The organism is Micromonospora sp. NPDC048830 (genome assembly GCF_043198215.1).
GTDB lineage: Bacteria > Actinomycetota > Actinomycetes > Mycobacteriales > Micromonosporaceae > Micromonospora.
This window is the reverse complement of sequence record NZ_JBICUP010000011.1, coordinates 76,230-102,831: the sequence shown is the minus strand read 5'-3', so window position 1 is coordinate 102,831 and position 26,602 is coordinate 76,230. Positions and strand designations below refer to the sequence as shown.

Genomic DNA, 26,602 nt, shown 5'->3' with positions numbered 1-26,602 from the left:
CATCCGGTGACCGCCAGGGTCCGAGGTTCAGCCGGCCGGCGTGGTCACCGGCTCCACCTGGCTGGCCGAGGACGGCTCGGTCGAGACCGAATCCGGCCGGCCGCGGTCACCGTGGCCAGGCCACCAGGCCGTGTGTCCGAGCAGCGCCGTGACCGCGGGGACGAGGAACAGGGACATGATGAATGCCGAGAGCACGATCCCCGCCGAGACGGCGAAGCCCATCTCGGTCAGGAACGACACCTGCGCGAACAGCATCGAGGCGAACGTGCCGGCGAGGATCAGACCGGCCGCGGCGACGGACGGCCCGCCGTGCAGGATCCCGAGAGCTGCGGCGGTGCGGGGGTCGTTGCCTGCCCGTGCCTCCTCGCGTAGGCGGGCGATCATGAGGATGTTGTAGTCGGTGCCGATCGCGACCACGAACAGGTAGAGGATGATCGGCAGGTTGAAGGACAGTCCTTGCTTGTCGCCGATGCCCTGGAAGGCGAGGACCGTCGCGCCGAGCGTCGCCACGAAGCCGAGGCCGACGGCGAGCATCAGGTACACCGGTGCGACGAGGCTGCGCAGGAGCAGACCCAGGATCACGGCGATGAGCGCGCCGGCGACGGGGAAGATGACCCACAGGTCGCGGTTGTTGGCGTGCCGAATGTCGGCGAAGAGGGAGCTGACTCCGCCGACCAGCGCGGTCGTTCCGGGCGGGGTTTCCGCGTGGGCGACTCGCCGCAGGTCGTCGCCGGCGACGTCGAGCGCCGTATTGGAGTATGAGCTGGTGGTCAGCAGCAGGTTGATTCGGGCGGTGGTACCGTCCGGGCTGATGGTGGCGGGGGCGCCGGTGGGGCCAGGCATCAGACTCCCGACCCCGGACACCTGAGCCAGGGACTGCGCGAACCTGTCGAGGGCCGCCGGGTCCAGGGGTTGGCCGCCATCAGAGCGTACGTAGACGGTGGTGGGGTTGAGCGCGCCGGCGGGGAACCCGAGCTTTATGTCCTCCAAGCCACGTGCCGATTCCGTGCCCTTGGGCAGTTGCCCGATCTGGTCGTAGTCGATCTTCAGACCGAACACTCCCAGGGCGAGCACGGCCAAGACTCCGCCCGAGGCGAGGGCGACCAGGGCGGGTCGGCGCCCGGTGAAGGTGCCGAGCCGTTGGAAAATGCTCCCCCGCGGAGCGCGCTGCCAGGACTTCGACGGCCAGAAGACCTTGGGACCGATGAGCGAGACGATCGCCGGCACCAGCGTGACCGCGGCGATCGCCATCACGATCACCCCGATGGCGAGGCCGGGGCCGAGGCTCCGGAAGCCGCCGAAGAGCGCGAGCAGGAGGGCGCCGAACGCGATCACGATCGCCGCGGCGGCCGAGGCGATGACCTCGCCCACCCGGCTGACCGCTGCCGTGAGCGCGTCCTTCGGGGAGTCACCGGCGCGCAGCCGCTCACGGTAGCGGAACAGCAGGAACACGATGTAGTCGGTGCCGACGCCGTAGAGCACCACCGTGAGGATCGTCGCCAGTGATGGGTCCACCTGCATGCCGAACGCTCTGACGACCAGCGCTACCGCCGCGCCCGACACCGCCGACACCACGCCGACGACCACGACCGGCAGGAGGGCTGCGACCGGACTGCGGTAGATGACGAGCAGCAGACCGACGACCAGGACCAGCGTCACAATGCTGACAACCAGCAGCGCGTTGTCGAACGCCTCCTGGTTGTCCAGAAGGAACGCGCCGTCCCCGGTTACCGCGTAGGACAGCTCCGAGCCCTTCAGCATGGACGACGTCTTGTCGCGAACCGACACGATGGTGTCGTTGAGCTTCGGGTCGGCCGGCGAGCCGCTGAGCACGATGCTGACCAGCTGCACCTGCTTGTTCGGGGAAACGGCCTGCGGCCCGGTCGCCGCGGAGGTCACCCGTTCGATGCCGGCGGTGTTGAGTGCCTGCGCGAGTTCACCGACCCGCGCGGCGTCGCCCTCGGTGAGGGGTTGGGTGTCGACCCGCTTGATCACGATGGTGGCGCTGGCCCCGTTGCCCTGGCTGAACGCGCGCTCCGCCAACTCCTGCGCCTGCACCGACTCGTAGCTGGAGGGCAGGAAGCTCGCCTGGTCGTTGCTGACCTGGTCGGCCAGGCGAGGCGCGAGGAACGAGCCGACGAGCAGCACGAGCCATACGGCGATGACTTTCCACGGATTCAGGACGATTAATCGTCCGAATCTTGAGAACATAACGGAAACCTCCTGGCAGCGTTCGTTCGACCTGTTGCGGCATCTGGTTGTCGTGATGCTCATGGCAAGCCGAGCCAGATTACCGCTTCGCGATCACACCTGGTGGTATCACGGCATCGAGGCAATGCGTGCCATTGCGGGGACTTCCTCCGCTCCGGCCGATGTCGCCGGCCGATGGCTGAACCGCATTCACATTCCGTGTGGCGGGCGGCCGGACGGGGGCCCGCCCGCGGGTACTCGCCACCGGGTTGACCAGCACGAACGGCTTGCCGGCGCCATTGCTCACCCCGGACCGGAAAGCGGATTCCTCCGTCGACTCACCGCGCCCTGTCCTCGCCGATGACGACCTCGCCGGGGCGGGCGGATCGGCGGAAGAGCAGCTCCGCAGCCCGGTAGTCCTGAGTGGTGCCCATTCGACGTGTCCTTTCTCGGTGTCGGTATGGGCACGGTGGCCGATCGAGGTACGCGCACGCCAGGGGCGGCGTCGGCACGTCACCGAGCCCTCGGTGGCTTGCCGGGGTCTGCTACCTGTGGCGGCGTGTCCGTCATCGACCACTCGCCGATCGCGCTGCCGCGTGCGCACAAGACCGACCCCGAACCCGGCCAGCACCCCCTACCCCGGGTCGCCGACCGGACGGCGGAAGCACCCGTTGCGCCGATGGACGGCAGCTCCGACGCGACCAGAATGATCAGAGAGACGGGGACCGACACCCGTTCCTGGATCGCCGTGGAGTACCTCGCATGAGCGGCTGGCAGCTGTCCGGCTACACGCCCGTCCGTCAGCTCGGTGCCGGGGCTTCGGGCAGCGTCATGCTCGCCACCCACGACGCCACCGGCACCCCGGTCGCCGTCAAGTACCTGGTGCGTGACATCGGCGACGACCCGTCCTTCCGGGCCGCCTTCCGGCAGGAGGCTCGGTTGCTCGGGGAGATCGACGATCCGCACGTCTCCCGGCTGTACGAGTACGTCGAGTGCGCCGAGGGCGCGGCGATCGTCATGGAGCTGGTCAACGGGGTGTCGCTGCGGCAGATGCTGCGCGAGCACGGCCCCACCACCCCCGAGTCGGCGCTCTGCGTCCTCAAGGGCTCCCTCGCGGGGCTCGCCGCCGCGCACGCCCACGGCGTCGTGCACCGCGACTACAAGCCGGAGAACGTGCTGGTCACCGGCGAAGGGCTGAGCAAGCTCGGCGACTTCGGCATCGCCATGCCGATCGGCCAGGGCTCCGGCACCATCGTCTCCGGGACGCCCCGCTACATGGCCCCCGAGCAGTGGACCGGCGCCCCGTCCAGCCCCGCCTGCGACATCTACGCGGCCACCGCCACCTTCTTCGAGTGCCTGACCGGTCGGCCGCCCTACGACGGGCGGAACATCTTCGCCCTGCGCGAGCAGCACGCCAGCGCGCCGATCCCGACCGACCCGGCCCCGGTGCCCGTACACGACCTGCTCCGGCACGGGATGGCGAAGCAGCCCGCCGACCGGCCACAACCCGCCCAGGTCTTCCTCGATGTCCTCGACCGGGTGGCCGGCGCGGCGTACGGCCCGGAGTGGGAGGAGCGCGGGCTGCGCGAACTGGCCCGGCGGGCGGCGTTGCTCGCCGCGCTGTGGCCGTTCCCGGACGGCGCGGGCGGCGCCACCAGCGTCGCCAGCACCGCGCTCGGGGCGGGCGCCACACGTGTCCGGCGGGGCCTGTCGCAGCGGGGTCGGAAGCGAACCGCGCTGGTGGGCGGCGCCCTCGTCGCGGCCCTGCTGGCCGGTGGCGCCGGCTACAGCTACGCCGCCTACGACGACCCGACGGTCGCCGGCGGTCCGGCCGGCGCCGACCCGGCCGCGCCCGGCACTCCGGCCGCCACCCCCACACCCACCGTGGACCCCACCGCGACGGCGTCGGCCACGCCCACGCCGCCGGCGACCCCGACCGCCACGCCCAGCCGGTCCCGCCCGCCCACCCCGACCCGCTCACCGGTACGCACCAGCGCGCCGCCGACCCCGACTCCGACCACCAGCGCCGCCCCGCCCGACGTCACCGCCCCCACCGTCGGCGGCGTCAGCGCCAACCCCGGTCAGCTGGAGCCGAACGGCTGCCCGTACGGCTACCGGACGAGCACCGTCGCGGCCACCGTCACCGACGACCGCAGCGGCCCGGCCGCGCTCAAGGTCGCCTTCCGGTACACCCTGGGGGACGACACCGCCACCGTCCCGATGAGCGCGACCCGGCGGGGCCGCTTTCAGGGGACCCTCGGCCCGCTACCGATGCCGAAGCTGACCACCCGCATCCCCGTCCAGGTCACCGCCGTCGACGCCGCCGGCAACACCGCCACCTCCGCGACGGTGTACGTGACCCTCCAGAACTACTGCACCCCCATCATCGGCTGAGGAGTACGACGTGCCCGCTGCCCACACCGTCACCACGACCTGGCGAGGGCTCAGGTGACCCGGCCGGAGGAGCCCACCGAGGCGCTGCCCACCCGGGCGATGTCGCCGGTCGCCGACCCGGGGGCGAGCCTCGACCCGGACCGCACCGTGACGCTCGGCGACGCCGGACCCGCCGCGACCGCCCACCTCGGCGTGCCCGACGGGACCGTTCGCCTCGGCACGTCGGACGCGACCATGCGGCTCGGCGGGCCGGACCAGACCGTGCACCTGGGCGCGCCGGACGCGACGACGCGCCTCGCCAGGACCGACCGGCCCGTCGACCGCGACGCGACCGGCCGGACCACGTACCCAGGGGTGGCCGAGCCGACCACGCGCTCCGGCGCGACCGATCGGACCGTCAGCTTCGGCGCGCCGGACGCCGCCACGACGCACTTCGGCGCGCCCGGCACCGTCACCGGGCCGGGCACCTCCGTGTACGGCGGGACGACCGGCGCGTACCTCCAGGGGTCGGCGCAGGCGCGGGCCGCGGGCGGCCCGGCCCAGCCGGCGCCCGGCGGCGAGGTGCGTTTCGGGCCCGGCGTGCCGGCGACCCCACCGGGCGCCCCTGCCTGGCCTGTCACCGCCCCGGCGAGCCGCCCGCGCCCGCTGTGGCGCCGGGTGGTCTCGGTGCTCTCCACGCTGCTGACCCTCGCGCTGGTCGCCGTGGTCGGGCTCTACCTGTGGGAGCGGCTCAGCCCGCTCGAGGTGGAGGGCGTCACGGTAACTGTGCCGCAGCCGGCCGGTAACCGCTGCGACGTCACCGTCGACGTGGTGGCGACCGTGCGGACCAACGGCAGGGGCGGGGTCATCCGCTACCAGTGGTTTCGCTCGGACGCGTCGCCGGGCGCCCTGCTCACCGAGCGGGTCGGTCGGGGGCAGCGGACCGCCACCCTCACCCTGAAGTGGACGTTCAGCGGGATCGGCACCACCACCGAGACCGCCACCGTCAACATCGTCGAACCGTCGCCCGTGCAGGCCGGTGCTCGACTCGCCTACCGCTGCCGGCGGGGCTGACCGGGTTCTCCCGCCGGGTGCTCGGCGCCGACCCGGAGCGGGCCGGACTGGACCGCGGTCCGCCCCGGGCAACGGCCTTCTCGCCCGACGGTTGTCGCGACCAGCATTGAAATGGGCCGCGGGTCAGCCCTGGCGGCGGTTCCAGGGGCCGGTGACGGCGTACGTGATGCCCGGGTTGTAGACGTTGAAGAACATGGTCCGGCCGTCGGCGGAGAACGTCGCGCCGGCGAACTCGCCGTACTCCGGGTCCCCGGCGGTGCCGACGTTGACCCGGTTACGGGCGAAGACGAACACCTCGCCGGCGGCGGTCGTACCGAGGATGTGCTGCTCCCCGACCCCGTCCTCGCACATCATCAGGCCCCCGTACGGGGACATGCAGATGTTGTCCGGTGCGTCGAACTCCGGGTTCTCCGGCGCCGGCGTGGGACGGGTGAAGATGGTCTCCAGGCGCAACGTGTTGGCTCGGGGGTCGTACCGCCAGACCTGGCCGTCGTGGTCGCGGGCCGCGCCCAGCTCACGCCGGGCGAACGACGAGACGAAGTAGGCGCAGCCGTCCTTCTCCCCCCACCCGGCGCCCTCGATCTTGTACCCACCGGTGATCGGCTTGGCGTAGTCCTGGGCACGGACCGACTCCGTCGTCGCCAGCGGGTCCGGCACGTCGAGCCACTCGATGCCGGCGAAGGAGGCGCCCGCCTCGGTCACCACCGACAGGTCCGGCAGGCCCGGGACGTGCAGCGCCTGCAGCACGCCGCCCGCCCGCAGGCTCCCGCGACCGCCGAGCGGCCGGTTCGGCAGGAAGCGATAGAAGCTGCCCAGCGGCGCCACGAACGCGTCCTCGGTCTCGTATACGATGCCGGTGCGCGGGTCGACCGCGACCGCCTCGTGCTGGAACCGGCCGATCGCGGTCAGCGGCGTCGGATCGGCGTTGCGAGCATCGTCGTACGGGTCGACCTCGAAGATGAACCCGTGGTCCGTCGTGTACCCGCGGGCGCCCGCCCTGTCCTCGGTCTCCTCACAGGTCAGCCAGGTGTGCCACGGCGTCCGGCCGCCGGAACAGTTGATGGCCGTGCCGCCCAGGCTGACGTGCTCGGAGACGGCACGGTTCGACGCGTCGACGGCGAGCGTGCTGGTCCCACCGCCGGCGGCCGGGTCGTACGTACGCTCCGGCGGAGCCACGACCGTGATCTTCGCGGTCGGGGAGCACTCGTGGTTGCGAACCAGACGGGTGCCGCGTGCCCCGTCGGCGAAGGAACCCATGCCGTCGAACCGGCTCGGCACGACGCCGCCGTCCGGCCGGACGGTGCCTTCGCGCGACAGCACCGTGTAGCGGAAACCCACCGGCAGGTCGAGCATGCCGGCCGGGTCGGGCACGAGCGGACCGTACCCGACATCCGGGCCGGACACCCCCAGCGCGGGTGCCGCGGTGAACAGGGCGTCGACGGAACCGGCCACGGCCACGGCGAGACCGGCTCCGACCGAGCGGGACAGGAACTGGCGGCGAGACAAAGACACGAACGAGCCTCCTAGACGTCACGGACCAATACGGTCCGGCCGAGATCGATTCGAATCGCTCGATCAACTACGTCACATTCCGTCCCACCAGTCAAGATGCCGATCGATCTGATCCGGCCAACTGTCACAGCCAACCCGGCTCAACCGGTCGGAACCTCGTGAACCAGGTGCCCAGGGGCCGGCGCCGGTACAGGAAGACGGCGCCGGCGCCTTCAGGGGCAACGGTGAGGCCGGTGTCGGCCGCCACCCCGGCGACGCGCGGCCGGGCCCCACCGCGGGCCGGGCGGGCCGTGTCCGACGTCCACAGTGGCCGTTACCTATCAGTGTGCTCTGGTGAGCGTGTGATTGGTAGTCCTGCCTTGCGGTGGGACGGTCCCGGTCTGACCCGCTGGGGCGGTGCCGGGTTGACGTTTCACGGCCACCTGCCCCGCGAGCGGGGTCTTACGGTCGGCTCCACGTCCGTTTGGCGACTCCCGGCCACTCCGGGCGTCGACAGCCTCACCCGCGAGCGCGGCGAGGTTGCGTGCGGCGTTCAGATCCCGGTCCAGAACCAGGCCGCAGATGGCGCAGGTGTAGGTACGCTCGGCCAGGGCCAGCTTGGCTCTCACCGCGCCGCAACCCGAGCAGGTCTTCGAGGACGGAAACCAGCGGTCGGCCACGATCAGCCGACCCCCGTTCCATCCGGCCTTGTAGGCGAGTTGTCGGCGCAGTTCGGCGAACCCGGCGTCGGCGATGTGCCGGGCCAGACGCCGGTTGGTCAGCATCCCGGACACATTCAGGTCCTCGACCACGATCGTGCCGTGCTCACGGGCCAGCCGGGTGGTGAGCTTGTGCAGCCCGTCGCGGCGCAGGCTCGCCACCCGGGCGTGCGCGCGGCCGAGTCGGGCCCGCGCCCGTTGCCACCGCCTCGACGGCCGTGCTCCGGCGCGCCGGTCCGGGCCTGCCGTGCGGGACAGGCCACGACCCAGCCTGCGCAGGACCCGCCGCGCACGGTCCAGGTGGCGCGGGTTCGGCACCCACTCACCGGTGGACAACACCGCCAGATGCGTGATCCCGACGTCAACGCCAACCACTGACCCGGGCTGGGCGGGTCGCCGGTCGGTCCGGTCGATCTGCACGGTGAACGCCACGTGCCACCGTCCGCCGTCACGCCGGACGGTCGCGGACATGATCCGGGCGGCGCCGGCCTCCACGCGGCGGGCGAGTTTACGAGCCGACTCGTGCAGCCTCAGACGACCGAGCCGCGGCAACACCACGTGTCTACGGTCCGGTGCGATGCGGATGGCGCCGGTGGTGAACCGAACCGACGGTGTCGTCCGGCGACGCGACTTGAACCGCGGGAAACCGACCCGCCGTCCAGCCCGTCTACCGTTTCGGGAATCAGCCCAGTTGTTCAACCCGCGGGCGAGGGCGTCCAGACCGGTGTTGAACGCTTCCTTCGAGCATTCCGTCCACCACGGCGCCACGTCGGCCTTCGCCGCGTTCCACGCTTTGCGTAGCGCCGGAAGCGACCACGACACCGTCGGGGTCAGCTGGTCATCGGGCACACCGTAGGTGCGCTCGGCGGCCCGCTGATCCATGACCGCCTTCACCCGGGCAAGCGCCCAGTTGTAGGCGACACGAGCCGCTCCCGCATGCGCGAGAACCATCCGCTCCTGCCCGGCAGTTAAGGTCCAACGCGAACCGGTACGCCTGAACCGTCCTCACGATACGCCACCCGCAGCGGCGGCCTCGACCGTCCGGCGGGCACCAGCAGATCCTGCCCCGTCACCCACCCAATGACGCGGACGACCCGACGGCTCAGATCGGCGCGCTGACCCCCCACCAGACACCGACACAGACGACAAACTACCCAACCCTGACGGCCGAAGCCAGCGACCATGTTGGACCACCCGACCCGACAAGCCGGCCGCATACCGACGCCGAACGGCGACACACGAAACGCCCTCCGACGCCGCCCATTCCCTCACGCCAACGGACAACCACAGCTGCCCAAGACAGCTAAAGCTGCCTCGCTTGCCACCTGGTGGCATCCCCCATGGCGTCGGTGGATCTCCGATAGCATCCCACGGTGGATTCGGAGGAGCCGGAGTCGTTCGCCGCGCGGGCCGAGGAGATGCGGCGCATCGAGCGGGGCGAGCGCCAGTACGGCGAGGGCACCCCGGCCGTGCAGGCCACCGTCTACTACTTCGACCATCTGCTGAGGGACGCGGCGGCGCGGGCCCGGGCGGCCAGCCACCTGCCGACGCGGCGGGTCGACGTGCTGATCAGTCTGTGCGGTTTCGCCGCGATTCCGACAGTGCTGACCTACGAGCTGCTGCGTCCTCGCCGCCTGGTGGTGATCACCTCGCGCGACGCGTCGGACAGCGTCGACCTCATCGGGCAGCGGGTCGTGGGGCCGGACAGGCTACGGTTCCAGGACTTCCGGCACGTGCTCGTCGACGCCAGCGATCCGCTGGACATGTACCAGCACATCGCCCGGGAGCTGGCCGACTGGGACGGCCGGCATGCGGTCATCGACATCACCGGTGGTCGCAAGGTGATGAGCGCCGCCGCCGCCCTCGCGGCCTGGCAGCTCAACCTCGGGCTGACCTACGTCGAGAACCGGTTCGACCCGGTGACCCGGCAGCTGCGGCACGGTGAGGTCCGGCTGATCGCGTTGGACAACCCGACGACGCTCTTCGGCGAGCAGGAACTCGCCCGGGCCGTGGAGATCTTCCGCGCCGGCGCGTTCGAGGCGGCCCGGCGCCGGTACGACGAGATCGCGGAGCGGATCGCGGTGCCGGGGCGGGCGCGGCTGATGCGGGCGTTGGCGGAGCTGTACCGCACGTGGTGCGACCTGGACCTGGTGGCCCTGCCCGCGGCGGTGACCGCGATGGAGGCGAGCCTGCGCCAGGGGCGGCGCGAGCTGACGGACGCGACCGCGGCGCGGATCGACCGGCAGTTGACGTTCGCCCGCCGGTTGGCCGACGGCGACCGCACCGCGTTCGTGGTGTGCTTCTACGTCCTCGGGCTGCACTACCAGCAGCTCGGCCGGCACGACTTCGCCGCGCTGCTGTTCTACCGCACCGTCGAGGCGTGCCTGACGACCCGACTCCGGCACCGCTACCCGGGCTTCGACCCCGACGACTGCGACTGGTCCCTGCTCGGCGACCCGGACGCCGTCCGGGCCGGGTACGCGGCCACGTGCCGGTCGCTGGCACCACCCTCACCGGCGGGGCTGCCGAACAAGCTGACCCTGTTCGCCGCCGCCGTGCTGCTCGCCTCGCTGTCCGACCCGATGGTCGACCAGGCCGGGCTGGTCGACCCGCAGCGCCTGCACCAGCTACGGCAGCGCACCTGGGCCCGGAACAAGTCCGTCCTGGCGCACGGCACGGAGTCGATCGCCGAGGTGCACACCGAATCGCTCCGTGAGGAGGCGTCCGGACTGCTCGGCGCGTACTGGACGCTGCACGGTGACGGCAGCGACCTCGACGAGCTCTGCGCGGAGCTCCGGTTCCTGCGCGACGACAGGTGACCGTGGCCGGACTGCGCGTCCCGCTCGCCTGGGCCGACGAGTACTGCCGGGCGGCCGACCCCGGGCTGTTCGCGCCGTGCGCGGCGGAGCTGGCCGAGGTGATCCTGTCGCACGGGCAGCGGGCGAGGTGGCTGGCCGAGTACAGCACCGACGAGATCGAACAGGACCTGGCCGGCGGAATGCTCGTCGAGCGGCTCGCCGGCGACCAGGGCTGGTACTACCGGCTCACGGGCGCCCGGCTGGACGTCTTCGCGCAGCCCCGGACGGGACGGGACACCGGCGTACCGCAGGCGTACGTCACCTCGGTGAAGCCGGCCCGCGGACTCGGCCGGACGGAGTCCCTGCGCCCCGGGCTGGTGCGGCTGACCCCGGTGTGGGACGAGGGTTACTGCGACCTCGCCGAGCTGCACCGCGTCTTCGCCGACGGTCTCCGGATCGCGCAGCGACGCCGGTCACTGCGCGACCAGGCGCGGCTCGGCCTGGTCTCGACGGGCTACGCGCCGCGGCCGCGCCGCGACCTGCACACCCGGGTACGGCGCCGGTACCAGCCGCTGCTGCAGATGCTCGAGCTGCTGGAGCAGCGCAGCCTCCTGGAGGGGGAGATCCGGGCCAGCGGGGTGGTGCTCGGCGAGGCCCAACTGGAGGAGCAGCCGGTGCTGTGGCTGCGGCTCGACGAGCGGGCCGCGTTCGTGGAGGGCCGGGCCGTCAAGGTGCACGGCGCGGGCCTACGCGAGACGAACGTCCGGATCCGGGCGGTGGAGTTCGACGGCGCCGATCCCCTGCTGGCGGTGGGAGAACCCCGCGCGGAGGTGCCGCCCGGGTCGCGGCTTCGGCTCGCCCAGCAGGGGCGGTTCGCCATGGGCAGGCACAGCGCCGCCCTGCGCCAGTTCCTCGACGAACGCGTCGAGGGAAACTGGCAGCACCTCGCGATGCTGATGTGCGCCCCGCAGCGCCTGCCGGTCGTCGCGCTGCCGCCGCTGCCGACGTACTTCGACGACCGGCTGAACGAGGAGCAGCGAGTGGCGGTCGCCGGCGCCGTCAACTCGCCACACGTCTTCCACGTGCAGGGGCCGCCCGGCACCGGGAAGACGACCGTCATCACCGAGGTGGTACGCCAACTCGTCGCCCGCGGCGAACGGGTGCTGCTGCTCGCGCCGATGCACGTGGCGGTCGACGAGGTGCTGGGGCGGGTGGCCGAGCAACCCGGCGTGCTCGCCCTGCGCGTCTCCTGGGACCAGTCGCGGGTCGCGCCCCACCTGCGCCGGTACCTGCCGGAGCAGGTCACCCGCACGTACCTGCGGCAGGCCCGCAGGCCGGCGGGCTCGCAGGCCGACCGGTGGCGTGCGGAGATCGCCCGGCTGCGCCAGCGGTACGACGCGATCGAGGACCTGCGCGCGGCGGTCGCCCGGCACGGGGAAGCCACCGAGCAGGCGCGGCGCGCCGACGCCGCCCGGGCCGAGTGGCGTCGGCGGCTCCGGGCCGAGCTGACCCGGGCACGGTCCGAGTGCGGACAGGCCGAGGAGGCGCTGCGACGTCTCGACACCGCTCTGCCGCCGCTCACCGCGCACGTCGAGGGCCTGCGCGCCCAACTCCGGGCGGTGCCGCTCGGGCGGCGGATCTGGGCGTGGATCCAAGACCTGGCCGGCGTGACCAGTGAGGTGGCGCGGCTGTCCGCCGCGTACCAGCGGGGCGAGGCCGAGCGGCGGCGGCTGGCCGACCAGCATCAGGCGTGGACGGCGCGACACGCGACGCTGCGGGGCCGGATCGCCTCGTTGGAGGCCGAGCACGTTCCGGGGGAACGGCACCACCAGGCGGTGCTCGACGGTTGGCTGGTCGCTGCGGAGACGGCTCGCGGGGACGTCGACGCGGCCCGGGCGCGGCTGCGCGACCGCACCGGTGCCGAGGTCGCCGACAGCGGCGAGGCGGAACTGGCCGCCTGGCGGGACCGGACCCGCGCCGAGATCGTACGGCGGGAGCACCGGATCGCCCTGGAACAACGCTGGTTCGAGCTGTCCGGGCTGGCGGGCGGCTCCGCGGAGGCACTGGCCGAGCAGGTCGACAGGGATCTACGACGGTCGGCCAACCTGATCTGCTGCACCACCACCGGGGTCACCCGGAACCTCGGCGACGCCGACTTCGACACCCTGATCGTGGACGAGGCGAGCCGGGTCGTCGACAGCGAGTTCCTGATCGGCGCGGTACGGGCCCGACGGTGGGTGCTGGTCGGTGACGAGCACCAGCTTCCGCCGTACGTCGAGCCGAGCGACGAGCATCACCTGCACGCGCTCTCCGCGCTGCACATGGTCGAGCGGGGGGCCTCCGCCGGCCTGCCCGCCGCGGTCGGGCATCTCGCGCAGCGGTGGGCCGAGGACGAGGAGCTGCACCAGTTCCGCGCCGACACCGTACTGGAGACGGCGAACCGGCTGCGCGACGGCGGCGCCTGGCAGCGGCACTACCGCGGGACGTACGAGACCGCGTGGCGGCGGCTGCGTGAGCTGGGCGGCGACGCCGACCAGCGGCTGCTGTCGGCCATGCTCGACCACCTGGTGCGCAGCCTGTTCGAGGAGTCCGTCCGTGCCGTCCCGCCGGCCCTGCGGCAGCGGCTGGTGGTCCAGCGTCGAATGATCGAGCCGATCGCGGCGCTGGTGGCCGGGCCGGTGTACGGCGGTGACTACCGGACGCCCGAAGAGCCGGAGGTCACGCCGTTGCGGTACGGCGGAACCAACACCCCCGTGGTGCTGGTGGACACCTCGATCTACGGCAGCAGGGCAGCCGCGCGCCAGGTCGGCAGCGGCTTCGTCAACGACCTGGAGGCGGAACTCGTCGACCGGATGTGCCGGTCGTGGGAGGCCCGCCTGCTGCGCTCGGGTGGTGAGCGGACGACCGTCAGTGTGCTCACGTTCTACCGGCGGCAGGCGACCGAGATACGCGCCCGGCTCGGCGCGCCCGGCTTCCCCGACTTCCGCTGCCTGCGCTTCAAGGTCGTCGACGCCGTCGACAGGATCCAGGGACAGGAGAGCGACCTGGTGTTCCTCTCCTTCGGCCGGGCGTACCTCGGTCGGGGCAGGCCCTCCGCCCGGTACGGGCGCTGGCTTCAGGACGTCCGCCGGCTCAACGTCGCCTGCACCCGGGCCCGGCGCGCGCTGGTGCTCGTCGGGCACGCGCCCACCCTGCGGCAGCTCAACGGCGTACCGGCTGCGGAGGAGTTCTACCGGCACCTGTTCACCCTGCTCGCCGAGCGGAGTGACATGGCGATCGCCAAGGGCGCCAGGTGATCGGCTACAGCGTCGTGCCGCGGCCGGTACCGCCGGCCGACGGCGTGCTCGCCGTACTGCCGGAGGTGCTGGTCCCCCTGTTGTGGTGGCGGGGGGTGGCGGTGCGGCGCGCCGAGCCGGTCTCCATGACTCCGCTGGAGCGGTTCACGCTGGAACTGGCCCTGACCACCGGCCGGGCCGACCCGGAGGAGCTGTTCGAGATCACGGGACTGCCGGGCAGCCTCCTGCCGATCGCGGCGCGCCGGCTGGTCGCCGCCCGCGCGCTGGCCGTGTCCGGTGACGCGTACGTGCCGGTGTTCCCGGCGGCCGACGACGCCGCGCGCACCCGGACCGTGTACGAGGCGCGGCACGTGAGCCTCGACGTCGTGTTGTTGCCGCTGACCGAGGATCTGCTGGCGCTCGACCCCGCCGTCTCCGGACTGCGGGCGGTCGAGCAGCTCCGTCCCCGGTCGGCCGGCAATGCCCCGGTGCCGGCCTCGATGGCCGGCCGGAAGCTGGCGGACTACCTGCGCGCCCGGCTCGCCGAGGGGACGGTGGCAGGTGCGGGCCGGGACGTCACGGCCGTGGCCCAGCTGGACGTCGAGTCGCCGCCGGTGGGCCGGGACGGCTGGTGCCCCGTGTACCGGTGCCGGGCTGAGCTGCGCCAGGACGGCGACCGGTACGTGCCGGTGCTGTGGTTTCCCGGCAAGGGCGACAAGGAGCCGACGGCGCTGGAGTTGCCGGGCGCCGACGGTCTGGTCGGGCGGTGGCGGGCGTTGCTCGACGCGCTCGCCGACCGGGGTGAGCGCGCCCGCGCCTGGGACGAGCTGTTGGGCTGGCGGCAGCACGTGGCACCGCGGGCGGAGCGTACGGGACCGGCCCGCTGGACCTGCCGGCTCACCCTGCCCGCCGCGCGTCGCCTCGCGGACCGGGGCCGGAACCTGGCGCTGCCGCTCGGCCTGGCGGTCCAGGGCGAGGACGCCGTCGTCGAGGTGGTACTCGACCTGGCCGGCGCCGACCCGGAGGCCGGCGAACTCGTCGCGACGGACCACCTGCTCACCGCCGCCGCACAGCCGGGCGCCGACGCGTCGGCGGTTCCGCGCACCGCCTCGATGTGGGAGCGCGCCTGGCAGTTGGGGTTCCACAACCTGGTCTACGCGCTGCGGGAGGCGGAGGACTTCGGCTATGCCTGAGCACCTGGACCTGGGCTCGCTGGTCGCCCCGGAGGGGTACTTCCTGGTACGCGAGGACGCCGAGCCGACGCCGTTCGTGGCCGCGCCGGACGCCGGTGGGCCGTACGAGCACCGGTTCACCTATCGCGGCTCCGACACCTCGATCAAACGCGCGGCCGTCGAGCTGATCGCGAGCGCCCGGCGGAAGGTCTTCCTGGCCAGCTTTCGGATCGGCGACCGCGACCTGCTGGACGCACTCCTCGCCGCCGTGGACCGGCTGCGCGGTGGGGTGTACGTCATCACGTCCTGGACCGAGGATTCGATGCGCCGCGACCTCGCCAGCGTCGAGGACGTCGAGGACATCGACGTGCAGGCCCAGAAGAAGCAGTTCGACCAGCTGACCCGCCGCGGCATCGCGCTGCGCGGGCACGAGGACTGCCACGCCAAGTTCCTCGTCGTCGACGACCATCGGGCACTGGTGTCCAGCGCCAATCTGGAGACCAGCGCGCTGGCGGACACGCCCCGGAAGCGGGCCACCGGGGAGAACGGCGTACTGCTGACCGACCCGGCCGAGGTGAAGCGCCTGGCCAGCCTGTTCACCCGCCTGTGGTACTCCGGCTGCACCTGGACCGCCCTGCCGGGGGCCGAGTACGCGCTGCACCGGCGGGTGCCGGTGCCGAGCCCCGTGCCGCCGCCGCGGCTGCCGGACGGCCCCGGCGTGATCTGGACCTGCCGCGACGGCGCAGGCGCCGAACGCGGCGTGCTCGCGGCGCTGCACGACGTCATCGCGCGCGCCCGGACCGAGTTGCTCCTCGCCACCTTCAGTCTGGTCGGCATCCGGGACCGGCCGGAGCTGCTGGTGGAGCCGCTGCGCCGGGCGATTCGTGAGCACCGGGTCGACGTGCGGCTGCTCGTCCGGGGTCGGAACAACATCGCATCCCATCGCGCCGACACCGCGGCGCTGGCCGAGCTGGGCGTGCGGATCTACGGCGACTCCGACACCCACGCCAAGGGGGTGATCGCGGACGGACGGTACGGGGCTCTGTTCTCCGCCAACTTCGACGCCGAGCACGGGTTGTTCGACGGTGTCGAGGTCGGTGTCCGGCTCGACGGCCACGCGGCGCTGACCGAGGCGCACCGATACTTCCGGCATGCCATGACGCACGCCGACCTGCGGTTCGCGTCGGGACCCACGCAGCGCGACCTCGACCGCGGCCTGGGCGCCCGCTGGCGGCGACGGTGGCCGTACCCCGCCCGTGTCCCGGTCACGGCAGCCGACGCGGACTGGCGGTCGCTGGTCGACGCGGCCACCGCGGGGCCCGTCCTCTGGGAGAAGGACGCCGAGGGGCTGCGGCTCTACGTCGCCGACGTGGTCGCCGTCCTGGAGCCGGCTGCCCGTACGCGCCGCCGGTTGACCGTCCACCGGGCCGGGACCGATGCCGGCGTCCGCCTGCGTGGCTGGTTCACGGAGCGGGCCGGGACCGGCGCCGCCGCGCAGAAGCGTGGCTTCTGCCCGGCGCTCCTGGTCCGGGAACCGTAGTGCCGAAATCTGCTCGATCCGCAGACACATCCGCGACAGGACCGATGGCTGAATGCCTCCGTACCCGCTACAGCTGCTGATACCCCAGGCCGGCGGTCAGAGGGTGCTGCGGTACGGGGGCATGAACCGGAGCCGGGGCAGCTGGTCGGCGAGCACTCCCCCGTCGACGACCAGGTGGGTGCCGTTGATGTAGCGGCCGGCGTCAGAGGCCAGGAGCAGGAGCGCGCCGACGCAGTCGTCCGGCGTGCCGTAGCCCCCGCGCAACGGGATCCGCTCCTTCCAGGCGGCCTCGAACGCCTGCCGGTCCAGGGTGAACTCGCCGTCGATCGGGGTGGCGATCATGCCGGGGGCGATCGTGTTGGCGGTGATCCCGTGCGGCCCCAGCTCGGCGGCGAGCGACCGGGTGAGTAGCTCGACGGCTCCCTTCGAGGCGTTGTAGTGGGCCAGCCCCGCTTCGGCCGTCAGCCCGTTCTTGGAGGAGATGTTGACGATGCGGCCGGACACCCCGTCGGCGATCATGTGCTCGGCGACGCGCTGCGCGAGGAAGAAGACGGCGTCCACGTTCACCCGCATCACCTCCCGCCAGGCGGCAACCGTGATCTCGTTGAAGTGCTCCAGCCGGGCCACGCCCGCGTTGTTCACCAGGATGTGCACCGGGCCGCGGTCACGGCGCACCTCGTCGACCCACGGGCCGATCGCGGTCGTGTCGGCCAGGTCGAACTCGTACGGGTGGCAGGTGCGGCCGTGCTGCGTCACCGCGGCCACGACCGGGGCGAGGTCGGCGCCGGGCCGGTCCACCAGCACCAGGTCGGCGCCGGCAGAGGCGAGGCCGACCGCGAACGCGGCGCCGAGCCCCCGCGCGGCGCCGGTGACCACGGCCAGCCGGCCGGACAGGTCGAAGGAGGGCGGGACGACGGTCATGCCAACCCCAGCAGGTCGAGCGACGGACGGTGGATCAGCTGCTCGATCTGCTCGGTGTCGAGCGGGTCGAGGCCGGGGATGCCGGGCACCCGGCCCACCGACCGCAGCCCCTCGATCGAGGCGTCGACGGTGGTGAACGGATAGTCGCTGCCGAACAGCAACTTGCCCCACACCCCGTAGTCCTGCACCAGCCGAAGGCTGTGCCAGAGCTGGAAGGGGCGGTAGTGCAGCGCGGAGACGTCGGCGTAGACGTGCTGGTGCTTACGGATGACCGCGATGCACTCCCCCTCGTACGGGTGGCCGAGGTGGGCCAGCACCATGCGCAGCTCGGGATGGCGGATGGCCACCTCGTCGAGGTGCACCGGAAGGGCGTAGCGCAGCGGCGCGGCGGAGACGAAGGTGGTGCCGGTGTGCACCAGCAGCGGCAGGCCGTGCCGCTCGGCGTAGGCGTACAGGTCGTCGTAGGCGGGGTCGGCGGGGTCGAACCCGGCGTACATCGGCATCAGCTTGATGCCGCGCAGGCCGAGATCGCGGTGCCCGTGCTCCAGTTCGTCGCGCCAGCCGGGCTGGGTGGGATCCAGGGCGAGGTAGCCGACCAGCCGGTCGGGGTGGGCCGCGACGTACGCGGCCACGGCGGCGTCGTCGACCCAGAGGCCGGAGCGGCGGGCCTTGCCGCCGACGACGACGGTGCGGGTGTCCGGCGGCGCGGTGGCCGCGTACTGCGACCACCGCACCGTCAGGTCGACCTCGCCGCCGTGCGCCCGGGACGCCTCGGCGGCGAACGGGTCGCCGACGTGCTCCGGGCAGTCGAACAGGTGCGAGTGCACGTCGACGATCATCGGCGGTCCCGTTTCTCCCACCCGTCGGCGAACATGTTCCAGAAGCCGTGGCTCGGCGGATGTTCGGCGAACACCTCGTCGACCAGTTCGACGCCGAGGCCGGGGGCGGTGGGCAGGTCGATGTGCCCGTCGACCACCGGCAGGGCGCCGCGTACGGCGTCGAAGACGTAGTCCTCCAGCAGGCCGTCGAACGTCTCCAGGATCTTGAAGTTGGGCATCCCGAGGACGGCGTGCACCGAGGCGGTGGTGCACAGCGGCGAGTTGGAGTTGTGCGGGGCGACGACCATGGCGTGCTGGTCGGCGATGGCGGCCAGCTTGCGCACCTCGGTGAACCCGCCGGCCATGGACAGGTCGGGCTGGATGATGTCGACGGCGTCGGTGGCGAACAGCCGGGCGTACTCGTAGCGGTTGTGGAAGTGCTCGCCGCCGGAGATCGGCATGGTGGCGCGGGCACGCAGCTCGGCGTACCGCTCGATGTGCGTCCACGGCAGCGGCTCCTCGAACCAGCCGAGGTCGAACGGCTCCAGCTCGCGTACCAGCCGGGCGGCGGTGTGCATGGCGAAGCGGGCGTGCCCCTCGACGAACAGCTCGATCTCGGGCCCGACGGCGGCGCGGACGGCGGCGACGATGTCGATCGAGCGGCGCAGCTCGGTGCGGGACAGCTCACCGAGGCCCGCGCCGAACGGGTCGAACTTCAGTGCCGTGTACCCCTTGGCGACGGTGGCGACAGCCCGCTCGGCGAACGCCGCGGGCTCGCGGTCGCCGGTGTACCAGCCGTTGGCGTACACCCGGACGCGGTCGCGGCAGGCCCCGCCGGTGAGACGGTACGCGGGCACGCCGAGGGCTTTGCCCATGAGGTCGTAGAGGGCCTGGTCGACGCCGGAGACGACGATCCCGCCGATGTCGCCGCCGCGCAGGAAGTCGCCCTGGTACATGCGCAGCCAGATCTCCTCGACGTCGAACGGGTCGGCGCCGATCAGGTGCCGCCCGGCCATCGCCTCGACGAGCTGGCAGGTCTCCCGCGTCCGGTACGGGTGGGTGATCTCGCCTACGCCGGTCAGTCCGGCGTCGGTGTGCACCCGCACGTAGGAGAAGTCGCGCCAGGCGGTGCCGAGGGTGAGGGTCTCCACCCGGCTGATCCGCCCGGCGGGGCCGACGGGACGCGTCTTGTCGACGGTCAGCATCAGGACCGCCCTCCCCCGCCGGCGGTCGCGCCGCCCATGGTGGCGGTGCCGGCCAACTCGGTGACGCCGCCGCTGGCGAGGGTGTCGCGGACGGCTGTCCGGGTGGCCTCGACGAGGTGGTCGATGTCGGCGTCGGTGTGGGCGTACGAGATGTGGTTGCGCTTGAGGTTCAGCGGCAGCTCGAAGATGCCGTGCTCGGGCATCCGCCGACGGTAGCCGATGAACGTGCCGGCATCGTTGCGCAGCAGGTCGTCGTAGCTGCGCGGCGCCGGTCCGGGCATGAAGTAGGTGACGAAGACGGAGCCGTGGCCGGTGACCACGGCGGGGACGCCGAGGTCGGCGAGGACCTCGGTGATGCCGGCGCGGGCCCGCTCGCCGAGCCGGTAGACGTGCTCGTGCACCGGCTCGGTGCGCAGCTTGCCGAGGGTGGCGAGGGCGGCGGCGACCACGGCGGGGTGCCCGTTGTAGGTGCCGGCGAAGAAGGCGGGGGCGCCGGGGCGGGTGCTGAACAGGTCCATCAGGTCGGCCCGGCCGCCGAGGGCGCCGATCGGGTAGCCGTTGGCGATGGCCTTGCCGAGGGTGGTCAGGTCGGGGGTGATCCCGCTGATCTTCTGCCAGCCGCCGAGGTCGTGCCGGAAGCCGGTGATCACCTCGTCGAAGACCAGGACGCTGCCGGCGCGGGTGCACTCGTCGCGCAGGGCCTGGAGGAACTCCTGGTCGGGCAGGAGACAGCCGACGTTGTGCGGCACCGGCTCGACGATGACGGCGGCGATGTCGTCGCCGTGCGCGGCGAAGGCGGCCCGGACGGCGGCCACGTCGTTGAAGCGCAGCACGAGGGTGGCGTCGAGGACCTCGGGCAGGATGCCGGTGGAGATCGGGTCGGGCGTGCCCACCCGGTCGGGGGCGGAGATGACGTTGAGGCTGACCGAGTCGTGCCAGCCGTGGTAGCAGCCCTGGAACTTGATCACCAGACGCCGTCCGGTGGCGGCGCGGGCGACCCGCAGGGCGTGGAAGGTCGCCTCGCTGCCGGTGCTGGTCAGCAGCGCCTTTTCGATGCTCGGGACCAGGTCGGCGAGGGTTTCGGCGAGTCGGACCTCGCCGTCGGTGACGGCCACGCCGCACAGGTCCAGCCGCGTGCCGGCCTCGGTGACGGCGGCGTTGACGTCGGCGTCGTTGTGGCCGAGCAGGGGCGGCCCGAAGGCCGCGTGGTAGTCGGTGTACCGGCGTCCGTCGGCGTCCCAGAAGTGCGCGCCGGAGGCGCGGGCGATCACCAGGTCGGTGAGGCCCGGGATGCTGCGCTGCCCGCTGTTGACGCCGCCGGGGATGACCCGGCGCGCCCGCTCGGCGAGCGGGGCACCGGACGATCGTGAAATCACACCTTCTCCTCATCGGTGCGGCGCGGCGACCCAGCCCGGTCGCGACGCCGCGGTATGTCCGCCGCAGGAGGAACCAATCGAGTTTCGGAACAGTGTTCGGCATTACCAAACGATGTTCGGCATACTAGGCCCGCTTGTTCGCGAAGGTCAACAGGATGCCGCACCACTTTCCGAACAGGTTTGTTACGCTGTTCGGCCTTGGCGAACACACTCGGCTTTCCTGACCGAAAGAAGGACCATGACCACCACCGAAGACGGGGACGGCTCCCGCTACCTGGTGCGCAGCGTCAGCCGCGCGGCCGAGGTGCTGGAGGCACTGTCCACCGCCACCCCCGGCGAGGGACTGAGCGTCACCGACATCGCCCGCGCCTGCGGGCTGTCCAAGAGCGCCGCGTTCGCCACCCTGCACACCCTGTGTCACCACGGACTGGCCGCCGACGACGGCGAGGGGATGAACCGCCGCTACCGCCTCGGGATGGCCCTGGCCCGCCTCGGCGTCCGCGCCCAGGAGCAGCTGTCACTGCGTGACATCGCCCGCCCGGTGCTGGCCGGGCTGACCCGCGGGACCGGGCTCAGCTCCCGGCTGGCCGTCCCCGAGGGGGCCCACGCGGTCGTCATCGACCAGGTCAGCAACGGCGAGCGCATTCAGATCGAGCTGCGGATGGGCACCCGCGAGCTGCCGCACTGCACCGGGCTGGGCAAGGCCCTGCTGGCCGAGATGACCCCGCCGCAGGTCGCCGAGCTGATCGGCCGCGTCGGGCTGCCCCGGCGCACCGACCACACCATCACCGACCTGGACTCGCTCCTGGCCCACCTCGACGACGTCCGCAAGGCCGGGTACGCCCTCGACGACGAGGAGGACGCCGAGGGGGTGTTCTGCATCGGCAGCGCCCTGCGCGACCACACCGGGCAGTGCTGCGGCGCGATCAGCGTGACCGGGCTGAAGCTGGGTCTGCCCAGCTGGCGGTACCAGGAGCTGGGGCGTCAGGTACGGCAGGCCGCGGAGGCCATCTCCGTCCGGCTCGGTCACGTCCCGGCGGAGGCGACCTCTTGACAGCCGGTTCACCTGCTGTTTAACGTTCCCGCCAACGCTGCGGCCCAGGTCGCGGCGGGTCGCGGCCCTTGCCGCGGCCACCTCGGGCGAACAGCTGACTCCCGACGCGCCGCAGCCCCGGCGCCGGGCGTTCCGGTCAGCAGCTCCGCCGCCTGCGCGCCTCGCGCGTTTGCCCGACCTTCCCCCGTCCTGCGGCGTCCCCCGTGGCGCCCGCAGACCCCCAGCCTGCCGTCCGGCGTCGCGCCGGCCGGCTGGACCGCGAAGGTTGAGGCTCGCCATGGGTCTACTCGGCACGTCCACTCTCACCTCCCAGGACCAGGTCCTGCGCGTCGACACCGTCGCCGACCTGGCCGCCCTCGCCCCCGCCGCGCTGGCGGTCCGCACCCTGGTGCGGGTCGCCGGCTACCGCACCGCCGGCGACGGCGGCGGCAGTCTGCTGCGCTGGGACCCCACCAGCACCGTCCCCGCCAACGGCGGCACCGTGCACGACCCGTACCGGACCAGCCGCGGCCGATGGCTGGCCGTGCACGACGGGGTCGGCGACTTCCGGCGATTCGGGATCTTCGGCAGGGGCATCCCCGCCGACGCCGCGCTGGACGCGATGGTCGCCGACCCGGCGATCCGTCGGATCGAGGCGCACACCGACCTGCGCTTCGTCAAGCGGCACACGTTCGGCCGCAGCGACATCGAGCTGGACTTCGGCGGGCACACCGTGCACACCGACGGTATCGAGCGCAACACCCACGACAACCCGTTCGGCGCCGTGCTCTACTTCCGCGGCGCGGTGACCGACACGGTGATCACCCACACCCTCACCGAGACCGTCCCCGAACTGACCGACGTGTTCCAGGTGCCCGACTCCGGACGCTTCGCCGTCGGGCAGTGGTGGACAGCCACCAGCAACTCCCTCACCGGCGCCGACGAGCGCGAGCTGCAGAAGATGGTCCAGGTCACCCAGATCGTCGACGGCACCCACGTCCGGGTGGGCTACCTCAACGGCTGGCCCCTGGAGCCCGGCCGCACGATCACCTGGCGGCGGGTCGAACCGGTCCAGCGTGCCCACGTGCGCAACATGGTCTTCCTGGGCCACGTCGCCTTCACCGGCGAGTACCCCGGCTCCGGCCCGGACGACCGCGAGTACAGCGGCTCCCACCCGGTCGCCTACGAGTACGCGGTGCGCTGCGACGTCTCCGGCATCGACGCCACCGGCACCTGGTGGCCGGTGATCATGCGCCGCTGGTGCACCCACTTCACCACCGCCAACTGCACCCTGAAGAACCCGCCCACCGTCATGTACGGCGGCGCGGGCTACCTCACCCAGCAGATCTACTGCCTGTACGGGCACGTCGTGGACTGCCGCAGTTCCAACGCCCGGCACCTCAACGACCTGACCGCCTCGGCGTACTGCACGGTGGAGAACTGCCACGGCGACGGCGACGACGCCGGGGGCAACCCGTTCACCACCCACGGCCAGTACGAACACGACCTCGTCTTCACCGGCAACTCCGGCCTGATGGACATCGCCAACAGCGGTGGCCAGTGGGGCATCAGCGCCAAGCGGATCACCGTCCGCCGGCACGTCTGCTCCTGGTTCGTCGCCGGCACCAAGATCACGGATCTGACGCTGGAGGACGTCCGGGTCATCGCCCGCTCGACGTTCGACCCGGCCGGCACGCTCCAGATCAACGCCGACGGCGCGCAGCTGCGCGGCTGCTCGGCGAGGACGCTGAGCATCGCCCAGCGCTCGGCGCGCTCCCGCCGGCCCACCGTCGTCGCCGACTGCGAGTTCGACCAGCCCGCCGGCACCGTCGTCGTGCAGACCCCGGTCAGCAACCCGGTGCACTTCGTGCGCACCACCTTCCGGGGGCTGGACGGGGCGATCCTGCGCGGCTCCGGTCCGGTGCGCCTCACCGACTGCACCCTCACCGGGTCGCCGGGGGCCGCCCCGCTGCTGGTCGGCGCGGGCGAGGTGGTGATCGACGGCGGCACCCTCACCGACACCGGCATCGAACTGTCGGCCGTGCGCGACCAGCGCCTCGTCGTCGACGGCGGCGCGGTGCTCACCGGCACCAACGCCCGCCGGGCGCTGCTGACCCGGAACGCCGGCCCCGGGGCGGTCCGCGTCGAGCTGGGCGACTGCACCAGCACCGCCGCCGACGCGGAAACCGCCCACGTACGCCTGGACACCGGCGTCAACCGGTACCGGGCCGTCGGCGCGCGGTTCACCGGCGGCCGGCTGGTGCTCGCCGACGCCGCCTTCGGCGCCGCCTCCACGCTGCTGCACAGCCGCTGCGTCGAGGAAGGGGTCGCCCGCGAGCTGCCCGCCGAGTCCGCCCGCGTCGCCACCGGCGACAACCTCACTGTCTGATCACCCCGGCCCCTGGAAGAGGAGACACCCCCATGGACCGCTCCGAACCGACCTCCCGCCGCACTCTGCTGCGCGCCTCCGGGCTCGGCGGACTCGCCCTCGCCGGCGCCGCCCTCGCCCTCTCCCCCGCCACCCCCGCGTCCGCCGCCCCCGAGCCGGACAGCGCGGCGACCCCGCTGGCCCCCGGCCGCGACGCGGTCCTGCACGTCGGCACCGTCGCCGCCCTGCTCGACCTGGCGCCCGACACCCTGCGCGACGGGCAGGTGGTGCACGTCGACGGTCACTTCGCCGCCGGCGACGGCGGCGCCCGGCTGGTCCGCTGGGACGCGGCCAGCACCGCCGCCGGCAACGGCGGCACCGTCCTCACGCCGAACGGCGACAGGCCGGGCCGCTGGCACCTGCTGCACGACGGCGTCGTCGAGTTCCGGCACTTCGGCATCTTCGACGCGAAGACCCCCGCCGACGCCGCCCTCGACGCCATGGTCGACGACCCCACCGTGCACCGCATCGAGGCCCACACCGACCTGCACTTCGTCAGGCGGCACCGGTTCACCCGCAGCGACCTGGTGCTCGACTTCGGCGGGCACACCATGTCCACCACGGGCATCGAGGACGCCGGCCGCGACGACCCGTTCGCCGCCGTGCTGTTCTTCCGCGGGAAGGTCACCGACGAGGTACGCACCCACGCCCTGACCGAGGCCGTCCGGGAGGGCTGGGACTCCTTCCAGGTAGCCGACTCCTCCGCCTTCGCCGTCGGCCAGTGGTACGCCGTCGAGGTCAACCGGCTCGCCGGCGCCTGGGAGCGGGAGCTGCAGAAGCTCGTCCAGGTCACCCAGATCATCGACGGCACCCACATCCGGGTCAACTACAAGAACGGCTGGGAGCTGGCCCCCGGCCGCAGCCTCACCTGGACCCGGGTCGAGCCGGTCAGCCGGGTGCACGTGCGCAACCTCGTCTTCACCGGCAACGGCGCCGACCAGTACACCGGCTCCCACCCGGTCGCCTACGAGTACGCGGTGCACTGCGACGTCGCCGACGTCGACGCCACCGGCACCTTCTGGCCGGTGATCATGCGGCGCTGGTGCACGTACTTCCACACCGCCCGCTGCACCCTGAAGAACCCGACCTCGGTCACCTGGGGCGGCGCCGGCTACCTCACCCAGCAGATCTACTGCCTGTACGGGCACGTCGAGGACTGCCGCACCTCCAACGCCCGGCACCTCAACGACTGGACCGCCTCGGCGTACGGGTACGTCACGAACTGCCACGGCGACGGCGACGACCAGGGCCCGTTCGTCACCCACGGCCAGTACGAGCACGACCTGGTCTACACCGGCAACTCCGGGCTGATGACGTTCGCCAACTCCGGGGCGGCCTGGGGCTCGGCGGCGAAGCGGATCACCGTCCGCAAGCACGTCTGCTCCTGGTTCGTGGCCCGGGTGAAGGTGACCGACCTGACCCTGGAGGACGTCCAGGTCATCCGCAAGGCCGGGCTGGCCGGCTCCGGGATGATGTGGGTCAACGCCGACGGCGTGCAGCTGCGTGGCTGCTCCGCCGACGACACGCTGATCATCTCCCAGCAGTCCACCCGGTCGCAGCGGCCCAACGTCATCGAGGACTGCGCGTTCATCCTGGCCACCGCCGGCACCGACGTCGTGCAGGCCAGCGTCACGACCCCGGTGCACCTGGTCCGCACCACGATCCGGGGCGTCAACGGGCACACCTTCAGCGGCACCGGGCGGCTACACCTCACCGACGTGACGTTCGTCGGCGCCCCGGACGCCGCGCCGGTCACCGTGCGCTCCGCCGACCTCCGCGTGTCCGGCGGGACCTTCACCGACACCGGCATCCGCCTCGCCGGCGCCACCGACCAGCGGATCAGCGTCGGCGGCGGTGCGGTGGTCAGCGGCACGAACGCGGCGAAGGCACTGCTGTCCCGCGCCGCGGCCACCGGCGTCGTGCGGTGGGAGCTGGGCGGCTATCTCAGCACCACCGGCGACGCGGGCACCGCGCACGTCGCCGTCGACGCCGGCACCAACCGGTACTCGGCCGTGGGGGCGCAGTTCACCGGCGGAAGGCTGCGGCTGGCCGACGCCGGCTTCGGCGAGGGTTCCCACCTGCACCACACCGGGTGCGTGGAGGAGGGCGTGACCCGGGAGCTGCCCGCCGCCTCGTCGCGGGTCCGCGACGCCGGGAACCTGACGGTCTGACCGCCCGAGGCCAGCGAG

At 72.6% G+C, this 26,602-nt stretch carries 17 protein-coding genes; 10 read left to right on the top strand and 7 right to left on the bottom strand.

Going from position 1 to position 26,602, the window contains the following annotated elements:
• Nucleotides 1-27 precede the first annotated feature (27 nt).
• Nucleotides 28-2,274: an MMPL family transporter gene (locus ACGFIZ_RS12770; RefSeq protein WP_393418703.1), complete on the bottom strand. Its 2,247-nt coding sequence runs from the start codon at nt 2,272-2,274 to the stop codon at nt 28-30.
• Between the two features lie 475 nt (nt 2,275-2,749).
• On the opposite strand from ACGFIZ_RS12770, the gene ACGFIZ_RS12765 reads away from it, so the two are divergent.
• The 3 genes from ACGFIZ_RS12765 to ACGFIZ_RS12755 are packed head-to-tail and all read left to right on the top strand — an operon-like array spanning nt 2,750 to nt 5,637.
• Nucleotides 2,750-2,956: a hypothetical protein gene (locus ACGFIZ_RS12765; RefSeq protein ID WP_393418701.1), complete on the top strand. Its 207-nt coding sequence runs from the start codon at nt 2,750-2,752 to the stop codon at nt 2,954-2,956.
• Entirely contained in the window at nt 2,953-4,584 is a 1,632-nt protein-coding gene (locus tag ACGFIZ_RS12760; protein ID WP_393418699.1) for a serine/threonine-protein kinase, read from the top strand. The genes ACGFIZ_RS12765 and ACGFIZ_RS12760 overlap by 4 nt, the downstream gene beginning before the upstream one ends.
• A 54-nt stretch (nt 4,585-4,638) precedes the next feature.
• The gene (locus tag ACGFIZ_RS12755) at nt 4,639-5,637 is read left to right on the top strand and encodes a hypothetical protein (protein WP_393418697.1); all 999 of its coding nucleotides are present in this window, start codon (nt 4,639-4,641) and stop codon (nt 5,635-5,637) included.
• A 123-nt stretch (nt 5,638-5,760) separates the two neighbouring features.
• Here ACGFIZ_RS12755 and ACGFIZ_RS12750 read toward each other — a convergent pair whose 3' ends face one another.
• Nucleotides 5,761-7,149 carry an alkaline phosphatase PhoX gene (locus tag ACGFIZ_RS12750; protein WP_393418695.1) on the bottom strand — a complete coding sequence of 463 codons (1,389 nt, stop codon included), beginning with the start codon at nt 7,147-7,149 and terminating at the stop codon, nt 5,761-5,763.
• Nucleotides 7,150-7,469: 320 nt separating this feature from the next.
• The gene (tnpB, locus tag ACGFIZ_RS12745; protein ID WP_393418693.1) at nt 7,470-8,798 is read right to left on the bottom strand and encodes an IS607 family element RNA-guided endonuclease TnpB; all 1,329 of its coding nucleotides are present in this window, start codon (nt 8,796-8,798) and stop codon (nt 7,470-7,472) included.
• A 422-nt stretch (nt 8,799-9,220) separates the two neighbouring features.
• Between tnpB and ACGFIZ_RS12740 the strand changes: the two genes are divergently transcribed.
• The 4 genes from ACGFIZ_RS12740 to ACGFIZ_RS12725 are packed head-to-tail and all read left to right on the top strand — an operon-like array spanning nt 9,221 to nt 16,632.
• Entirely contained in the window at nt 9,221-10,666 is a 1,446-nt protein-coding gene (locus ACGFIZ_RS12740; RefSeq protein WP_393418691.1) for a TIGR02710 family CRISPR-associated CARF protein, read from the top strand.
• Nucleotides 10,667-10,668: 2 nt separating this feature from the next.
• A complete protein-coding gene (locus ACGFIZ_RS12735) occupies nt 10,669-13,941 on the top strand; it encodes a DEAD/DEAH box helicase (protein ID WP_393418689.1) in 3,273 nt (1,090 codons plus the stop codon).
• Nucleotides 13,938-15,113, top strand: a complete 1,176-nt coding sequence (locus ACGFIZ_RS12730) for a hypothetical protein (RefSeq protein WP_393418687.1) — start codon at nt 13,938-13,940, stop codon at nt 15,111-15,113. Before ACGFIZ_RS12735 ends, ACGFIZ_RS12730 begins: the two co-directional genes overlap by 4 nt.
• Complete coding sequence (locus ACGFIZ_RS12725; RefSeq protein WP_393418685.1) at nt 15,106-16,632, top strand: phosphatidylserine/phosphatidylglycerophosphate/cardiolipin synthase family protein; 1,527 nt, start codon at nt 15,106-15,108, stop codon at nt 16,630-16,632. Before ACGFIZ_RS12730 ends, ACGFIZ_RS12725 begins: the two co-directional genes overlap by 8 nt.
• A gap of 96 nt (nt 16,633-16,728) precedes the next feature.
• Here ACGFIZ_RS12725 and ACGFIZ_RS12720 read toward each other — a convergent pair whose 3' ends face one another.
• Genes ACGFIZ_RS12720 through ACGFIZ_RS12705 form a run of 4 tightly spaced genes read right to left on the bottom strand, consistent with a single transcriptional unit; the run spans nt 16,729 to nt 20,952 of the window.
• Entirely contained in the window at nt 16,729-17,553 is an 825-nt protein-coding gene (locus tag ACGFIZ_RS12720; protein WP_393418683.1) for an SDR family NAD(P)-dependent oxidoreductase, read from the bottom strand.
• The gene (locus ACGFIZ_RS12715) at nt 17,550-18,392 is read right to left on the bottom strand and encodes an amidohydrolase family protein (protein ID WP_393418681.1); all 843 of its coding nucleotides are present in this window, start codon (nt 18,390-18,392) and stop codon (nt 17,550-17,552) included. The genes ACGFIZ_RS12720 and ACGFIZ_RS12715 overlap by 4 nt, the downstream gene beginning before the upstream one ends.
• The gene (locus ACGFIZ_RS12710) at nt 18,389-19,576 is read right to left on the bottom strand and encodes a mandelate racemase/muconate lactonizing enzyme family protein (protein ID WP_393418679.1); all 1,188 of its coding nucleotides are present in this window, start codon (nt 19,574-19,576) and stop codon (nt 18,389-18,391) included. Before ACGFIZ_RS12710 ends, ACGFIZ_RS12715 begins: the two co-directional genes overlap by 4 nt.
• Nucleotides 19,576-20,952, bottom strand: a complete 1,377-nt coding sequence (locus tag ACGFIZ_RS12705; RefSeq protein WP_393418677.1) for an aspartate aminotransferase family protein — start codon at nt 20,950-20,952, stop codon at nt 19,576-19,578. Before ACGFIZ_RS12705 ends, ACGFIZ_RS12710 begins: the two co-directional genes overlap by 1 nt.
• Nucleotides 20,953-21,190: 238 nt before the next feature.
• Between ACGFIZ_RS12705 and ACGFIZ_RS12700 the strand changes: the two genes are divergently transcribed.
• The 3 genes from ACGFIZ_RS12700 (at nt 21,191) to ACGFIZ_RS12690 (ending at nt 26,584) form a co-directional block, all read left to right on the top strand.
• Nucleotides 21,191-22,006: an IclR family transcriptional regulator gene (locus ACGFIZ_RS12700; RefSeq protein ID WP_393418675.1), complete on the top strand. Its 816-nt coding sequence runs from the start codon at nt 21,191-21,193 to the stop codon at nt 22,004-22,006.
• A 277-nt stretch (nt 22,007-22,283) separates the two neighbouring features.
• A complete protein-coding gene (locus tag ACGFIZ_RS12695; protein ID WP_393418673.1) occupies nt 22,284-24,374 on the top strand; it encodes a hypothetical protein in 2,091 nt (696 codons plus the stop codon).
• Nucleotides 24,375-24,406: 32 nt separating this feature from the next.
• The gene (locus ACGFIZ_RS12690) at nt 24,407-26,584 is read left to right on the top strand and encodes a hypothetical protein (protein WP_393418671.1); all 2,178 of its coding nucleotides are present in this window, start codon (nt 24,407-24,409) and stop codon (nt 26,582-26,584) included.
• Nucleotides 26,585-26,602: the final 18 nt, after the last annotated feature.

Excerpts from the sequence above, each read along its gene's own strand:
- ACGFIZ_RS12695 (WP_393418673.1), top strand. The coding sequence starts at position 22,284 with ATGGGTCTACTCGGCACGTCCACTCTCACCTCCCAGGACCAGGTCCTG.
- ACGFIZ_RS12720 (WP_393418683.1), bottom strand. The coding sequence starts at position 17,553 with ATGACCGTCGTCCCGCCCTCCTTCGACCTGTCCGGCCGGCTGGCCGTG.
- ACGFIZ_RS12690 (WP_393418671.1), top strand. The coding sequence starts at position 24,407 with ATGGACCGCTCCGAACCGACCTCCCGCCGCACTCTGCTGCGCGCCTCC.
- ACGFIZ_RS12700 (WP_393418675.1), top strand. The coding sequence starts at position 21,191 with ATGACCACCACCGAAGACGGGGACGGCTCCCGCTACCTGGTGCGCAGC.
- ACGFIZ_RS12710 (WP_393418679.1), bottom strand. The coding sequence starts at position 19,576 with ATGCTGACCGTCGACAAGACGCGTCCCGTCGGCCCCGCCGGGCGGATC.
- tnpB (WP_393418693.1), bottom strand. The coding sequence starts at position 8,798 with ATGGTTCTCGCGCATGCGGGAGCGGCTCGTGTCGCCTACAACTGGGCG.
- ACGFIZ_RS12760 (WP_393418699.1), top strand. The coding sequence starts at position 2,953 with ATGAGCGGCTGGCAGCTGTCCGGCTACACGCCCGTCCGTCAGCTCGGT.
- ACGFIZ_RS12770 (WP_393418703.1), bottom strand. The coding sequence starts at position 2,274 with ATGAGCATCACGACAACCAGATGCCGCAACAGGTCGAACGAACGCTGC.
- ACGFIZ_RS12725 (WP_393418685.1), top strand. The coding sequence starts at position 15,106 with ATGCCTGAGCACCTGGACCTGGGCTCGCTGGTCGCCCCGGAGGGGTAC.
- ACGFIZ_RS12715 (WP_393418681.1), bottom strand. The coding sequence starts at position 18,392 with ATGATCGTCGACGTGCACTCGCACCTGTTCGACTGCCCGGAGCACGTC.